This is a genomic window from Ruegeria sp. CDSA079, assembly GCF_059612245.1.
In genome coordinates, this window is sequence record NZ_JBXWQF010000007.1 from 230,317 (window position 1) to 245,783 (window position 15,467).

Sequence of the window (15,467 nt, forward strand, 5' to 3'; positions counted from 1 at the left end):
CATGAGCGTGGGCCTCACTGAGGATTTCGAAAGCCAAAATCTGAGCCAACTGTATTGAAAACACGCCGATCAGCGCGGTTTTACGCTCAACTTCATGCCTAAGTCCACGGCTATTGAAGCAATCTGGAGTTTCTAGTGCGGACGTTGAATCGATTGAGTACAATGGCGGCTTTGTCCGGAGGCTGTGTGAAAACTCCGGCCCATGAACGCATTTATCGACTGCAAAGAGCATCTCGGGCTATCAACAGAAACGATATAGACCGGATGCTGACGAATGCCTTGCTGACCGATGAGCGACCGTATCTGATCCAATAACTAGAGTATCACGCAGGCTACACGAGAGCAGCCATACGCAAGCATCTAGTGGACTGTCGTGTTTAGACCGGTCCAAACACCGTGCCGTGACACATTCTGAGTACCAAACCAAGCACCACCCAGTAGACCCACAGCACAGCCACTAACGAGTGAGAAAGAGCGAACTAAAACTCGGCAACCATCGCAGTCTCGACTGCATGTACACCTATGCCTACGACAACGCCTGCAAAGATAAGCCCAACAAACGCGTTGATAACGGCCAAAGCCCGGCTCGCGGGTTTCTCCGGCTTAATGTCTCCGTAGCCAACCGTAGTTGCGTTTATGAAAGCATGGTAAAGGCTAGATCCGGTCGACCAACCTTCGATCCGGCCAATTGATACTCCCAGCATGCACACCAAAACCAACAAGAATACAAGTATCGGTGACAGGTAGATCAGGTCCCACAGGAAAACCGATAGAAACGTGCAAATGTAGCTGGCGTCGCAACCCATGGAGAAACTCTACCTCTCTGCCAGTTGGGGGCCTAATTGAAAACCAATGTCTTAACAGGAAGCAGAATGGCTTGTGCCCGCAAGACAATTGCATTTGCTATACCCATGCCATCCACAATTCTTGCAATGAAGGCCGACAGGCCTGTGATCTCACCAGCGTCGATTTCCTTTGCTCGGCTCGTATAAGCAACGCCAACGCACGCACTACCGGGCGGGATGCTATCAAGATGCTGTGGGAAAATAGGTGCCAGGAACGCTGTAACTGTACCGGGTCGCGCTCGATCCTGCTGATCCAGCAGCGCATCCCCCGGTCGGAACTGCCCTGCAGCAATCGCTTCCTGCACGTCATCCACGACCATCGGGATTATGGTCAACGGTTTAGACGCGCAGGTAATTTCCACCAGCATACCCGGCTTGAGCACACTGGCGGAAATCTGACCAAAAGCCGCGATAAAACGCCGTTGTCCCGTGACCTCAGGCACCAATATCCCGGCAGGGCGTAGTATTGGATTAACGATATCACCCGGCTTTAGCAGGAACTGCGTTACCGTCCCGTCCACCTCGGCAAACACGGTGGATTTTGATATCTCGTTCTCAGCCTCTCTCAAAACCGCACGCGCAGTTTCAAGCTGTGCAGGGAGAAGAGTAGTTTGGCGCAATTTGGCACCATCGAGGGAGGCAATTGCGGCTGCGCGCTGACTTTCCGCGCCGGACATTGCTGTTTGTAAGCGTTCCAGTTCCTGCTCACTAACAACGGTGTTGTTTCGTTCCGCAAGCTCCAGACGTCGCTCCAAATCGCTCGTAGCCTGAGCAAGTTCAGCTTCCGTCGCCTCAACCCTTGCGGTGGCGCTCGCGACTTCTGTTGCGATCAGGCCCAGAGCCGCCTCAATCTCCTCGATACGACGCTGAGCCGTTTCCGCTGCTGCCTCCTGCCTTGTGGTGTCCAATCGGAAAATGGAATCACCAGCATTCACGTCGTCATTATTGGCAACGTAGACTTCCGCGACCCGCCCCGCGCGATCCGACAGAATGGTAACTGTGCGAAACGCCGCAGAGACATTCCGCGTTGAGGGGTGGAAATAGAAGATCAACGTAATCAGCGTCACAGCCAGTATTGCACAGGCTGTCAAACCCCACCGCAATTCGTACCAGACATTGAACAGGGTTATTTCGTGACCCCACCGTTTGCCTTGCTTGTAGCGGCGATACAGATAGTCTGGGACGATTGTGATCAGTGCAGAGAAGACTAGCTCAAGCATCGTCGCTCTCCGAGACGTCTACTTCGGTCTTGAGTGGAAAGATCTCATGCAACGGCACGGCGGCGATCAGAATAGCTGCGATCCAGAAAGCGTTATTCAGGGTGAATAGAGAGATTAACCCAAGTACACCGACCAACTGCATTTGGACCTTATGAGCACCTGCTGCCATGCGGTCTGGAATGGCCTGTACTGTGAAGTAGAGTGCGCCAAAACCCAGCAGCACTATGACTAGAACCAATCCAACAACGATCAGAAAACCATCTGTCTCTCCCGGAGGGGTTACCCAAAATGGGAGCCTCGCCATCGCGTCATCAGAAATAGAACTGTTCACTTGCCCCACCCCGCCTTCAACTGATCACATTCAAATATATCTGATTGGAATCAAAATGACCAATCTCACTGCGGATAGAGAAGTGGCTGTTATACGGCTTGGTACGGCGTGAGTAAGGTCGTTGCCGAGCAGACCCGCACACAACCGTTCCACATCGTTCGCAACATCTCAAAACGAAAAAAGTAGTAGGTCGGCACATTATACCAAGCAGGGCAGTTAAGAGGTTCGCATGCTTTGATGTGCGCAGCTTGGCGGAAGAGGTTATGCATATCGGAGTGTGACACTAAGGTGAGAGACACTGCAAACCAATACACTACAATAATGTTTACTATCAGTGCATTATAAGATCGGCGGCGTTTCCCCTAGGCTCCACCAAAACCTAACAATACAACTAGATAGCACGCGTTAGAGCGGTGTGACACACAGGTGTGACACAAAATGAAGCTGCGTGCGTATCTCTCACTGTCCAGACGCGGCATATATTACTTCCGTTGGCCACTGCCAGTCACACGACCAAAACCCCACACCAGACCAAGGCATATCTGCCTTTTCACTTCTGGCTTTTAGCGCGCCTGTAACATCTGCTGCGATCTTTGCCGGTGCAGCCCTTGGATTGGACAACTCGTGTCTGGACTGTCCTAAATTACTGAGCATTGAGTGCACAACTCAGATCGGTAATGCCCCAGATGCGCTTCGGTGCAGTTCACGCGCTGCGCATTAACAGAATGAAACCTGATTAGTTTGCGGCGGTGCTGGCGGCTCAAAACTCACGTGAGTTTTTCCCCAGTTTGCCCGACCGTTAGCGTTCCGCCATTGGTTACCTCGACATAGACGCCCATATCCATATGACCCATCAACTTTTGAATAAGGTAGGGTATCTTCAAGTCCCGCTCGGCCGTTTTCGGGTTCACTTCAGTTGCTGCGCACCTTTTCGTACGTGAGAGTACCTTTAACTCAACATCGCCGAACCTTAGAACCGATCCAACGGCATCCAGCTCAGAAAACGAAGGTAGCCCGTCTATCTCGATATTCGCTCGGAACCGCGCTGGGTGGATATCTGTGTTCAGTTGTCTGCCCAACTTTTCCACAGAGGCCAGATTCAAAACAGATATCGCGTTCATCATTTTCGGCGACACGACAGACACATCCGTAAACCGATGAGGAGCGGAATAGACGAACTTTGGCGGTTCGGGATCTCTTAAGTCTATCTCTGTGCTCAGGAACCTTGCCGCATCCATCCGATCCTCAGGAACTTGCATATTAAAACATCGCATCTTGCCGTTCGCATTGACCTCAAGATCTTGGGTCTCAATATCAAAACGGGTCTGCATGCCTGCCAGTGCAGCCTCGTTCATCAAAACGACAAAACGGTCTTTCGGAAGTGGCTTAGGGTTCTGCATGTCGAAACCGGAGTTGTAACGGGCAAATCCGAAGAGACGATCACCGGGTATGCCCTCTCCTGCTTGCAGCGTCACGGTTTGCATAGGCTCGGAACTCAAGCCTTTAATTGGGTAGCGGTTCATTCGAACGATAGAGAGATTTTTCATACGTCTGCACCTGACCAAACGAGTTAGGCACGATCCTGCGTGGTTCGCGCTATTTGACGCTATCTCCAATTCGTAAATGTATCGACTGAATATACTGCAAGTGGCCACCGAAGCGAATTCCCGAGACCAGTTGATGGCCTGATGTCGCCAAAGTTGGCTGTGTCATTTCGATCGATAGGGCTATTTGACATCCCGCAACCGAAAACACATGCGCATCAACATCTCTGAAATTCCTCTTAAAATCAATTCATAAGCGACTCTGCTCGAGGGTGCCTTCAGCATTTTGAGGTACGAACCTCAAGTTTTTCTGGACTTGAGGTTCGTACCTCAAATAGCCTTGGGGGTATGCCGCGATTCGCACATCCTCGGTTGACGGCGCAAAAAAGGGAGGAATGGATGACTTACTCAAAACTGGCCTCGGCCAGCGCAATAGTCCTTGCCGCTACTACTCTTTCTACCAAGGCAAATGCTGAAGATCTGACGCTATGTTGGGCTGCATGGGACCCGGCCAACGCGCTTGTCGAGCTATCAAAGGAATTCGAAGCAGAATCCGGCCACACGATGAATTTCGAATTTGTTCCTTGGCCAAATTTTGCGGACAGAATGCTGAATGAGCTGAACTCCGGTGGTAAGCTCTGCGACCTGCTGATTGGTGACAGTCAATGGATCGGCGGTGGCGCGGAAAACGGTCACTATGTCCAACTGAACGACTTCTTCGATGCTGAAAGCATCAGCATGGACGATTTTGCGCCAGCCACCGTTTACGCCTATTCGACCTGGCCCAAGGGCACACCAAACTACTACGCGCTGCCCGCGATGGGTGATGCCAATGGCTGGTTCTATCGTAAGGACTGGTTCGAAAACCCTGAAATCCAGGCGGCATACAAAGAAGCCACAGGGCAGGATTTGCGCGAGCCTCAGTCTCAGAAAGAGTTGCTACAGATCGCCCAATTCTTCCAGGGTCGTGAGATCGATGGAAAAACCGTGTATGGAGCAGCCATTTTTACCGAGCGCGGCTCGGAAGGGATCACGATGGGCGTGACCGGGGCGCTTTACCCCTGGGGTTTCAAATACGAAAACACTCCTGGCTCATATGACATGGAAGGCGCAGTAAACTCACCGGAAGCAGTTGAGGCTTTGGAGTTCTACAAGGAATTCTACAAAACAGCGACGCCTCCGGGATACACCAATTCGTACATGGGTGAGAGCCTGGACGCCTTTAAGTCAGGTCAGGTCGCAATGGCTATGAACTGGTTTGCGTTCTTCCCTGGTCTTTATGCCGATCCCAATACCGGCGGTGACAAGATCGACTTCTTCGTGAATCCACCACAAAATCAGGCCGGTTCAACACTCGGCGGACAAGGAATTTCTGTTGTCAGTTACTCTGACAAACAAGACGCCGCACTTGAGTACATTAAGTGGTTCGCACAGCCAGAAGTTCAGGCGAAATGGTGGGAGCTAGGCGGCTATTCGGCGCATAACTCAGTGCTGGAAGATCCTGGTTTCGTGGATAGCCAACCGTTCGCCGGTGATTTCCTGGAGGCAATGGCTGGGGTTCAGGATTTCTGGCAGGAGCCTGCTTATGCAGAACTGCTGTTGGCAATGCAGAAACGCATCCACGACTACGTCGTAGCCGACCAGGGCACGGCCCAGGAAGCGCTTGATCTTCTGATCGAAGATTGGACCGAAACCTTCGAAGACGAAGGCAAGTTGTAATCCGGAAGTAGGGCGGAAGCGGGTGCGAACCCGCTTCACCTTCACCCGTAAGTCCAAAACCAACAAGAACTGGCAAAGAGATGTCTGACAGGACTGTAGATCGCGTTGCGCAGGCAACGCCCGTGCGAGTTGCGCGAAAAATTCGGGGGTTATCCGACCGCGCGATCGCCTGGATATTCATCTCCCCAACGATATTTCTGCTGCTGGCGATCAATATCTTTCCGTTGATCTGGACCATCAAACTGAGCTTTACCAACTACAAAGCCAACCGGATCGCGCGTGAAGTCAAAGATGTCGGGTTCAGGAATTACGAGCGTATCCTGACGGACTCCGACACTTGGTTGAATATGCAGGCAACGGCGCACTTCCTGTTCTGGACGATCTTTTTTCAGGTGCTGATCGGTTTCACGCTGGCGTGGTTGATCAACAAGAAATTCAAAGGCAACGATCTTTGGACCACGATTATCGTGCTGCCGATGATGTTGTCCCCGGCAGTCGTCGGGAACTTCTGGAAGTTCCTCTACCAGCCGCAGATCGGTCTGTTTAACTACATCGTGTCGTGGTTCACCGGCAAGGACCCGTCAAGTTTTGAGATGTTGGGCTCGGTGACTTTGGCCCCATGGGCGATCGTGATCGTTGACACCTGGATGTGGACGCCTTTTGTGATGCTGATCTGTCTGGCCGGACTGCGCAGTATTCCCGACTATATCTACGAAGCGGCCGAGATCGACCGGGCCAGCAAGCTGCGGCAGTTCTTCACGATCACCATCCCGATGGTTCTGCCGTTCCTGATGCTCGCGGTGCTGTTTCGAGGGATCGAGAACTTCAAGATGTTCGACCTCGTGGTTCAGCTAACCGGCGGTGGGCCGGGTTCTGTTACCGAACTCACTTCGATCAATCTCAAGCGAGAGGCGTTTGAGAAGTGGCGTACGGGCTATGCCTCGGCCTATGCGATCATCCTTTTCGTCACCGTGTTCGGCCTTGCGTCGATCTACGTCAAAGCCCTGAACAAGGTGAAACAGAGATGAGCAGTTTTTCCGTCACCGAACCTTCGAACCGGTCCAAGTGGATAGCTGGTTTTCTGGTCATCGCCTATGCACTGATCACGATGATCCCGCTGGTGTGGATTTTGCTGACTGGCTTCAAATCCCCAGCCGATGCGATCAGTTATCCGCCCAAAATGGTATTTGACCCAACGCTTGAAGGCTATGTCAACCTTTTCACCACGCGCACGCGGCAAACGCAGGAATTTCTGGAAGCCAACCCGCCGCAGAATTGGGCCGATGAGATCGTGCGCCAATACGACATGGTGATCGTTGGGCCGTCCAAGTTCGGTGAGCGCTTTATGAACTCGGTTATCATCGGATTTGGCTCGACGTTCTTGAGCATCTTTCTTGGTACGCTGGCTGCCTATGCGTTCAGCAGGTTCAAAGTTCCGCTGAAGGACGACCTTCTGTTCTTCATCCTCAGTACAAGGATGATGCCTCCGGTTGCCGTCGCAATCCCGATTTTCCTGATGTTCAGAAACCTTGGTCTCAGCGACACGCATCTTGGCATGATCCTGCTGTATACGGGCGTGAATATCTCTCTGGCAGTTTGGTTGCTGAAGGGTTTTATCGACGAAATACCGAGAGAGTACGAAGAAGCCGCTCTCATAGATGGCTACACACGGTTTCAGGCATTCTACAAAGTGGTGCTGCCGCAAGCCGCCACCGGCATAGCTTCAACTGCTATCTTCTGCCTGATCTTCGCATGGAATGAGTACGCGTTTGCGGTGCTGCTGACATCCGCGAATGCGCAAACTGCGCCGCCCTTCATTCCAACCATCATCGGTATCGGCGGCCTGGATTGGCCTGCCGTAGCAGCTGGCGCGACGATCTTCCTGATCCCGGTGATGATTTTCACCATCCTGATGCGCAAACACTTGCTGCGTGGGATTACATTCGGAGCCGTGCGCAAATGAGCGAGTTTCTTACCGGATTGATGCGGCTGCGCCGCGGCCCATGGGAGATGGTCGCGACCATCCTCATCGCACTGGGTGTCTTCATGTTGATGCAGCCCTTTGTCCTTTGGGTCTTCACCTATTCTTTCATCGTCACGCTGATCGGAACCGTCATGTTCATCATCGTCAGCCATTTCCCGGAGTAGAAATGGCCCAGATCGTAGTCAAAAATGTAAAAAAGATGTTCGGCGATTTCACCGCTGTCCGCGAAAGCTCGTTCACGATTGAGGACGGTGAGTTTTTCATGCTGCTGGGGCCATCCGGTTGCGGAAAGACAACAACTCTGCGGATGATCGCGGGCTTGGAACTTCCCACATCTGGCGAGATTTACCTAGACGGTGAAGAAATCAGCCAACGACCGCCCTCAGAGCGCGACATTGCCTTCGTTTTTCAGATGTTCGCGCTGTATCCACACATGAACGTGCGCAAAAATATCAGCTATCCACTGATATCGCAGGGTATGCCGCGTGCTGCAGTAAAGGCCAAAGTGGAGGAAGTCGCTGGGATTCTAGGGATAACGGACATACTAGATAGCCCGGTAGGCGGGCTTTCAGGCGGCGACAGGCAGCGCGTGGCGCTTGGTCGCGCGATTGTTCGCGAGCCCAAGGCGTTCATGATGGACGAACCTCTTGGTGCTTTGGATGCAGAGTTTCGCGAGCACATGGCTGAAGAACTGCGCGCGCTTCATGATCGCATGGGCGCGACCACTGTTTATGTTACACACGACCAGTTGGAAGCCATGCAAATGGGCGACAAGATCGTCGTAATGAACAACGCTGTGATCGAGCAATTCGGCACGCCTCAGGAGATTTACGACAAACCAGCTACGATGTTTGTGGCTGACTTTATCGGGTCTCCTTCAATGAATTTCCTGCGGTTTCAGGGGAAGGTCGAACCTGGCTCGGAAATGGTCCGACTGAACGGCCATGACGAAGCTGTGCCCAAACTGATGGAAGGGGCAGAGGGAGACTTGGTCTTTGGTGTCCGCCCCGAGCATGTTTTTCTATCGGATGTCAGCGCTTACCGGGCCAAGGTCCTGGCCGCAGAATACCTGGGGACCACCCAGATCGTGACGCTGCAAAGTCCAAATGGAGAGCTGAAAGCCCGAATTGATGCACGCGAAGTCGTCAATCCCGGCCAGACAGTGGGATTGGAGTTTCGCTCACCTGCAGTGACCGTATTTGAAATGTCTACGGGCCGTGCGTTGCGGTCCGCTCTGAACGGCGAGGTGCTAAACAATGGCTGAAGTCGATTTGGAGAATATTTCGAAGTCATACGGTAAAGTCAAAGCGGTGGACGATATTTCTATGACGATCCCCAACGGCGCCTTCGTGGTGTTGTTGGGTCCGACTGGTGCCGGAAAAACAACGACGCTGAGGTTGATCTCCGGACTCGATAAATTGGATTCGGGAACGGTGCGAATTGCCGGGCGAGACGTTGGAATAGAAACGCCAGCCCAGCGCGATGTGGCGATGGTCTTCCAGCAATATTCGCTATACCCCCATATGACAGTGCAGGAGAACCTGTCGTTTCCTCTGCGGTCGCCGATCCTGAAGACGCCAGAGGATGAGATCGCGAGAAAGGTTAACGAAGTCGCGGAAATCCTCCAGATCCCGCACAAACTGGACAACAAAGCCACCGAACTTTCTGGCGGCGAGATGCAGCGCGTGTCAATCGGACGGGCGCTGGTGCGTGACCCCCAGATTTTCCTAATGGACGAACCACTCAGTTCTTTGGACGCCAAGCTTCGGGCAGATTTGCGTGTGGAACTGAAGAGAATTCAGGCGGATTTGGGGTCAACCTTACTGTACGTGACCCATGATCAGGTTGAAGCCATGACAATGGCGACGCATATCGGCGTTCTGGAAAATGGAAGGTTGGTTCAGTACGGGACACCCCGGGATATCTATGAAAACCCCGGCAGTGTTTACGTTGCCAGCCGGTTAGGCCTGCCACGGATAAACATCCTGCCATCCGAGTTGTTCGGAGGCGATCACAAGGGCCCGCAGATTGGTCTTCGCCCGGAAAACATCATTGAAGGCGAAGGCCGTGATGCGCGTGTAGTACGTGCTGAGCATCTGGGGGATCAAACGCGACTGCACTTGGACTTGAATGGCCACCCGGTTGTGACACTGATTGACATCCATCAGGACTATCCCGCTGGAAAACTTATAAAAATCCGCCCTCACAATCCATTGTATTTTGACGCGTCTGGCGCGCGAGTGAATTAAGGAGCAAAAGCATGGCCCAGTTCCTCAACACGAAAGAAACCTTGGTCACAGAGGCAATAGACGGTCTTCTGGCGTCCTCTGGAGGACGACTTACCCGGTTGGACGGATACCCACACATCAAGGTTGTTTACAGGTCGGATTGGGACAAGTCGAAAGTCGCCTTGGTTTCCGGCGGAGGGTCTGGTCACGAACCCGCACATGCGGGTTTTGTTGGCGCCGGTATGCTGACAGCAGCCGTATGTGGCGAAGTTTTTGCGTCCCCGCCAGTTGAGGCGGTTCTGGCTGGCATTCTTGCGGTTACTGGTGAGGCTGGGTGCTTGCTTATTGTCAAGAATTACACCGGCGATCGGTTGAACTTTGGACTGGCAGCTGAACGCGCCCGTGCATTGGGCCGCAGGGTAGAGATGGTCGTTGTCGACGATGACATCGCCCTGCCCGACCTTCCGCAACCGCGCGGCGTGGCAGGAACTTTGTTCGTGCACAAAATTGCTGGCGCGCTTGCTGAAACGGGTGCTGACCTAGGCACTGTCACCAATGCAGCAAGCAGCACCATAGCCAAGGTGGTGAGCATCGGTATGAGCCTGGACACCTGCACCGTTCCGGGTTCTCCAAAAGAAGACAGGATTGCACCCGGCAAAGCGGAACTCGGCTTGGGCATCCATGGTGAGCCCGGTGTACAGCAGGTGGAATTTTCAAACGCTGTATCGGCCATGGCCACAGTGGTAGAGAAGCTAAAGCAACGGGTGGAATCTGGGGATTGTGTGGCCTTGGTCAACAATCTCGGGTCCACAACTCCGCTAGAAATGGCTGTCCTCACACACGCCTTGTCCGAAACTGGTATCGCCCGCCATATCATTGGCCCGGCACCAATGATGACATCGCTGGATATGCACGGGTTCTCTGTTTCCGTTCTGCCCGTAAATCAGAACGATTTGTCGGCGCTTGAAGCGCCTGTTGATCTGGCGGCTTGGCCCGGCGTCAATTCCATCGATCCACTAAAAGTAGCGCCTTTGCCTGACGGGTTGACTCCGATTGATCCAATTCCTTCAAACAATCCTGTGACACGGGAAACGATCGTCCGGTTGTCTGAACTGCTTATCAACGCTGAGAAGACCCTGAACGAGTTGGACGCGAAATCTGGTGATGGCGACACAGGGAGCACATTGGCGACTGCTGCACGAGCGTTGCAAGGCAGTCTTGACCGAATGCCGCTCGCTGATTTGACACAGTTGTTTCCCGCCTTGGGCAATGAATTGAGCCAGACAATGGGCGGTTCTTCCGGCGTGATACTCGCAATCTTTTTCAACGCGGCTGGAGATGCCTGCGCGAGCGGAGCTTCTGCACCGAAATCCTTGGTCGAAGGTCTGAATCGAGTAAGCCAGGTTGGGGGCGCCAAGGTCGGTGACAGGACAATGCTTGATGCCCTGGCGCCTGCACTTGCTGCACTCCCGTCTGGCCTGAGCCATGCGGCAAAGGCTGCCCGCCAAGGCGCGGACAACACGGCTAAAATTCGTCGTGCGAAGGCGGGCCGCGCGGCCTATGTTCCCGAAGAAAACCTAGTTGGACATAACGATCCCGGCGCTGAGGCTGTTGCTTTGTTGTTTGAAGGCTTAGCGCGGGAGATTGAGGGCTGAAGAACACGTGGAAGACCAAAAACAAAAGTTAGAATTGGTGAAAAAGCCAACCGTCAATGACATCGCGCGCGTAGCGGGTGTCAGCCTGGCGACTGTTGACCGGGTCTTGAACAGGCGCCCCGGTGTGCGGGCCGTAACCGTGCAGAAAGTACAAAAGGCGATTGATGAGTTGGGGTATGTGCGCGACACGGCCGCGGCCAACCTCGCGCGTAACCGCGTCTACAATTTCCTCTTTGTTTTGCCGGACACGGACAACGAGTTTGTAGAGGCGATTAGCAGTCAGATCGCAGAACAATCGCGTGACCAGTTTATCGAACGAACTCGCATTGCAATCGAGAAGGTAGCTCCGTTTGAGCCGCAAGACATCGTCAACATCCTGGATGCTGTCGACAGTTTGGAGGTCGATGGAGTGGCCGTTTTCGGACCTGAAACGCCTTCTGTCCGCGACGCTGTAAAGAGGATCAGGGACAAGGGCGTTCCAGTAGTTGCCTTCGTGTCTGACTTGCCAAGTTCTGATAGAGATCACTTTGTAGGCATCGATAATATTTCAGCAGGACGAACAGCTGCTCAGCTGATGGGACGATTTGTGCATCGCGAGGGTAAGGTATTGGTCCTGACAGGCTCTCGCTTGGCACGCGATCATCTGGAACGACGCCAGGGTTTTGATCTTGTTGTGGCTGAGGATTTTCCTCATCTCGAAGTTGTGGCGTCCGTAGAGGGTCGGGATGATCCGGATCTGATCTACACGATGATGCCCGAGATTTTTGAAACCTACCCGGATTTGGTTGGAATATACTCGTCAGCTGCAGGCAATGCTGGTCTGATTCAGTTTCTTTCAGAGAATACGTTCAGCAAAGATCTGGTGATCATAGCGCATGAGCTCACTCCACTTAGTCGTGAAGCGCTTAGGCTTGGAACGTTTGACGCTCTAATCTCGCAAGACTCGGGGCACATTGTTCGTTCAGCCATCCGTCTGCTGCGCGCGACTTCGGACAAGGTTCCATTCAACAAGGCGCAGGAACGTATCCGTATCGACATCTATCTGAAGGAAAACTTACCGCCATAAAGGCACAGGTTTTGGGGAGAAAATCTAATGAAGACGATCAAAGGGCCGGCTCTGTTTCTTGCACAATTTGCAGGGGACGAAGCACCGTTCAATTCATGGGATGCGATCACCAAATGGGCGGCTGATTGCGGATACAAAGGCGTTCAGGTTCCCAGTTGGGATGGCCGGTTGTTCGACCTGGAACAGGCCGCGTCCAGCACCGGTTATTGTGATGACTTCAAAGGCAAAGCCAGCGAAAATGGTGTCGAAGTCACTGAACTGTCGACGCATCTTCAAGGTCAGCTTGTGGCCGTTCACCCGGCCTATGACACTGCATTTGATGGTTTCGCAGCCGAGAGTGTCCGAGGGAACCCGAAGGCCCGACAAGAATGGGCGGTGGACCAAGTCAAAAAGGCACTATCAGCATCGAAAAACTTGGGTATTTCTGCTCACGCGACGTTCTCAGGCGCGTTGGCTTGGCCCTACGTATATCCTTGGCCGCAGCGCCCTGCCGGATTGATTGAAACGGCATTTGATGAGCTCGCGCGCCGTTGGATGCCGATCCTGAATCACGCTGACGAATGCGGCGTTGATGTCTGCTATGAAATTCACCCCGGAGAAGACCTCCACGACGGCGTGACATTCGAAATGTTTCTCGAGCGGACAGGCAATCACCCTCGGGCCTGCATGTTGTACGACCCGTCTCACTACGTGCTGCAATGCCTCGACTACCTGGACAACATCGACATCTACAAGGATCGGATCCGGATGTTCCATGTGAAAGATGCCGAGTTTAATCCAACTGGGCGGCAGGGTGTTTATTCTGGGTATCAAAGCTGGGTTGATCGGGCTGGACGGTTCCGGTCACTTGGCGATGGCCAGGTGGATTTCGGGGCCGTCTTCTCAAAAATGGCTGCGAATGACTTTGATGGTTGGGCAGTGGTCGAATGGGAATGTTGCCTCAAACACCCTGAGGATGGAGCGCGTGAGGGCGCACAGTTTGTGTCCGATCACATTATCCGCGTGACCGAAAAGGCCTTCGATGACTTCGCTGACAGTGGCGCAGACGAAGCGGCTAACCGTAAGATGCTGGGGATTGAGTGATGGTTACAGGACGCAGGGAAGAAACCTCAGGTCGCATTCGCCTTGGCATGGTTGGCGGTGGAAACGATGCCTTCATAGGCGGCGTTCATCGAATTGCGGCGCGATTGGACGACAAGTTTGAATTGGTTGCCGGTGCTTTGTCTTCTACACCTGAGAAATCTCTTGAAAGTGGGCAGGCATTGGGGCTCGAACGGGTTTATGAAGACTTCAAGCAAATGGCGATAAGGGAAGCCCGGCTGAAATCTGGGATCGAGGCAGTTTCAATTGTCACACCAAATCACGTTCACTATGCTGCCGCACGCGAGTTCCTGAAGCGTGGCATTCACGTTATTTGTGACAAGCCACTCACCTCGACCCTTGCCGATGCAAAAAAGCTGGTCAAAGCAGCGGAAAGCGCAGACGCGCTGTTCATATTGACCCACAACTACACAGGCTATCCGATGGTTCGGCAGGCGCGTGAAATGGTTGCCAACGGAGATATTGGGAGTATCCGCGTAGTTCAGGTTGAATACCCACAGGACTGGCTGACCGAACAGCAGGACTTTAAACAGGCTGAATGGCGGACCGATCCTGAACGCTCTGGCGCAGGTGGATCAACCGGTGACATCGGCACCCACGCGTACAACATCGCCTGCTTTGTAACCGGGTTAAAGGCGGAAAGCCTTGCGGCGGATTTGCAGGCCTTTGTGCCGGGCCGCAAAGTCGATGACAATGCGCACGTCCTGCTTCGTTTCGAAGGCGGAGCGCGGGGCATGCTGTGGTCTTCTCAGGTGGCTCCTGGCAATGAAAACGCGCTCCGATTGCGGGTCTATGGTGAAAAAGGTGGATTGGAGTGGGCTCAGGAAGATCCCAACTACCTGTGGTTTACGCCCTACAACGAGCCTAAGCGTTTGATCACCCGAAATGGTGCCGGGGCTGGAGATGCTGCCAACCGGTTAAGTCGAGTTCCCCCCGGACATCCTGAGGGGTATCTTGAGGGGTTCGCAAATGTCTATGGAGAGGCAGCAGAGGCCATTCAAGCTTTCCGAAATGGGATTTCACCTGAGGCGTCGGTTATCTATCCAACGGTCCATGACGGGCTCAATGGTGTTAAGTTTGTGGCCGCATGCGTGCAAAGTTCTTCAAGGAATGCGGCTTGGGTCAAGTTAGAGTAAAATCTGGCTCTGAGTATGGAGCATGCTTATTGATCACCGGGCAGATAGTCATTTTCAATAGGATGCGGGTTTTGAGTGTTTGGTACCAACGCTCAATTCTGCCTTGGGTCACCATGCCAAGCTGCGGTTTTGCTTCGGCGAACATCTTTCCAACCGCTTAGTGTGACGTGTGATGTGTGTCTATAGTGAAGTTGAAGAGCTGCTGCGGGATGCCGTAATTGCACGTCATAAGCTGGCCGATGTCCTGTCCCGACATCTCGGTCACGAAGACATCCGCACCCCTGCCGGATTCGAGAGACAACTCGTCGGGGCAAGCAACCGGGCCGTATCTGGATCGGGTCACGTGCGACCGTGGCCATTTGCGCCGCTGCGATTGCTATGGTCTAGGTGGTTGAGCGGGCGGAGTTTTTCCTGTGATGCTATAGTCTTTCGCGGTTACGAATTTTTGAGGGCTTCACTTGCCGTTCTTCTGGTTGAGCGCGCCGCCTTGCAGACCCTTTGAGATCAAGTCGCGTCTGCTTTTCGCGGGAAGCAGTTATTCGTCCATATTGCAGCAAGCGACGCTTTGGGCTTATTTTGTTGAAAAACTCGGGCTTGATCGGTTGGTAAGTTGCTGATTCAATTCTTCCTAAAGGGAG

The 15,467-nt window shown here is 53.2% G+C and carries 15 protein-coding genes; 10 read left to right on the top strand and 5 right to left on the bottom strand.

Going from position 1 to position 15,467, the window contains the following annotated elements; all coding sequences use genetic code 11:
- Positions 1-479: 479 nt before the first annotated feature.
- The 4 genes from AC2FJZ_RS10185 to AC2FJZ_RS10200 all read right to left on the bottom strand — a co-directional run bounded on the left by AC2FJZ_RS10185 (position 480) and on the right by AC2FJZ_RS10200 (position 3,943).
- Complete coding sequence (locus AC2FJZ_RS10185; RefSeq protein WP_170473895.1) at positions 480-806, bottom strand: potassium channel family protein; 327 nt, start codon at positions 804-806, stop codon at positions 480-482.
- A 32-nt stretch (positions 807-838) separates the two neighbouring features.
- The gene (locus AC2FJZ_RS10190; protein ID WP_496777377.1) at positions 839-2,065 is read right to left on the bottom strand and encodes an HlyD family secretion protein; all 1,227 of its coding nucleotides are present in this window, start codon (positions 2,063-2,065) and stop codon (positions 839-841) included.
- Positions 2,058-2,369, bottom strand: a complete 312-nt coding sequence (locus AC2FJZ_RS10195; protein WP_496674117.1) for a hypothetical protein — start codon at positions 2,367-2,369, stop codon at positions 2,058-2,060. The genes AC2FJZ_RS10190 and AC2FJZ_RS10195 overlap by 8 nt, the downstream gene beginning before the upstream one ends.
- Positions 2,370-3,163: 794 nt before the next feature.
- A complete protein-coding gene (locus tag AC2FJZ_RS10200; protein WP_496674120.1) occupies positions 3,164-3,943 on the bottom strand; it encodes an MOSC domain-containing protein in 780 nt (259 codons plus the stop codon).
- Positions 3,944-4,339: 396 nt separating this feature from the next.
- Here AC2FJZ_RS10200 and AC2FJZ_RS10205 point away from each other — a divergent pair, with 396 nt between their 5' ends.
- From AC2FJZ_RS10205 to AC2FJZ_RS10250, 10 genes are all read left to right on the top strand, one after another.
- Complete coding sequence (locus AC2FJZ_RS10205; protein WP_050605964.1) at positions 4,340-5,659, top strand: ABC transporter substrate-binding protein; 1,320 nt, start codon at positions 4,340-4,342, stop codon at positions 5,657-5,659.
- An 80-nt stretch (positions 5,660-5,739) separates the two neighbouring features.
- Entirely contained in the window at positions 5,740-6,687 is a 948-nt protein-coding gene (locus tag AC2FJZ_RS10210; RefSeq protein ID WP_496674123.1) for a carbohydrate ABC transporter permease, read from the top strand.
- On the top strand, positions 6,684-7,622 hold the full coding sequence (locus tag AC2FJZ_RS10215) for a carbohydrate ABC transporter permease (protein WP_050605966.1): 939 nt from the start codon (positions 6,684-6,686) through the stop codon (positions 7,620-7,622). The genes AC2FJZ_RS10210 and AC2FJZ_RS10215 overlap by 4 nt, the downstream gene beginning before the upstream one ends.
- A complete protein-coding gene (locus AC2FJZ_RS10220; protein WP_496777378.1) occupies positions 7,619-7,807 on the top strand; it encodes a hypothetical protein in 189 nt (62 codons plus the stop codon). The genes AC2FJZ_RS10215 and AC2FJZ_RS10220 overlap by 4 nt, the downstream gene beginning before the upstream one ends.
- Before the next feature lie 2 nt (positions 7,808-7,809).
- Entirely contained in the window at positions 7,810-8,907 is a 1,098-nt protein-coding gene (locus AC2FJZ_RS10225) for an ABC transporter ATP-binding protein (RefSeq protein WP_496777380.1), read from the top strand.
- Positions 8,900-9,892 (top strand): ABC transporter ATP-binding protein, encoded by a 993-nt coding sequence (locus tag AC2FJZ_RS10230; RefSeq protein ID WP_496674129.1) that lies wholly within the window; start codon positions 8,900-8,902, stop codon positions 9,890-9,892. Before AC2FJZ_RS10225 ends, AC2FJZ_RS10230 begins: the two co-directional genes overlap by 8 nt.
- 11 nt (positions 9,893-9,903) lie before the next feature.
- Positions 9,904-11,526, top strand: a complete 1,623-nt coding sequence (locus tag AC2FJZ_RS10235) for a dihydroxyacetone kinase subunit DhaK (protein WP_496777382.1) — start codon at positions 9,904-9,906, stop codon at positions 11,524-11,526.
- Between the two features lie 37 nt (positions 11,527-11,563).
- Complete coding sequence (locus AC2FJZ_RS10240) at positions 11,564-12,592, top strand: LacI family DNA-binding transcriptional regulator (RefSeq protein WP_496777384.1); 1,029 nt, start codon at positions 11,564-11,566, stop codon at positions 12,590-12,592.
- 27 nt (positions 12,593-12,619) lie between these two features.
- Complete coding sequence (locus AC2FJZ_RS10245) at positions 12,620-13,675, top strand: sugar phosphate isomerase/epimerase family protein (protein ID WP_496777386.1); 1,056 nt, start codon at positions 12,620-12,622, stop codon at positions 13,673-13,675.
- A complete protein-coding gene (locus AC2FJZ_RS10250; protein WP_496777387.1) occupies positions 13,675-14,829 on the top strand; it encodes a Gfo/Idh/MocA family protein in 1,155 nt (384 codons plus the stop codon). The genes AC2FJZ_RS10245 and AC2FJZ_RS10250 overlap by 1 nt, the downstream gene beginning before the upstream one ends.
- A gap of 419 nt (positions 14,830-15,248) precedes the next feature.
- Here AC2FJZ_RS10250 and AC2FJZ_RS10255 read toward each other — a convergent pair.
- Positions 15,249-15,467, bottom strand: a 219-nt coding sequence (locus AC2FJZ_RS10255) for a hypothetical protein (protein ID WP_496777389.1), incomplete at its 5' end; no start/stop codon positions are given.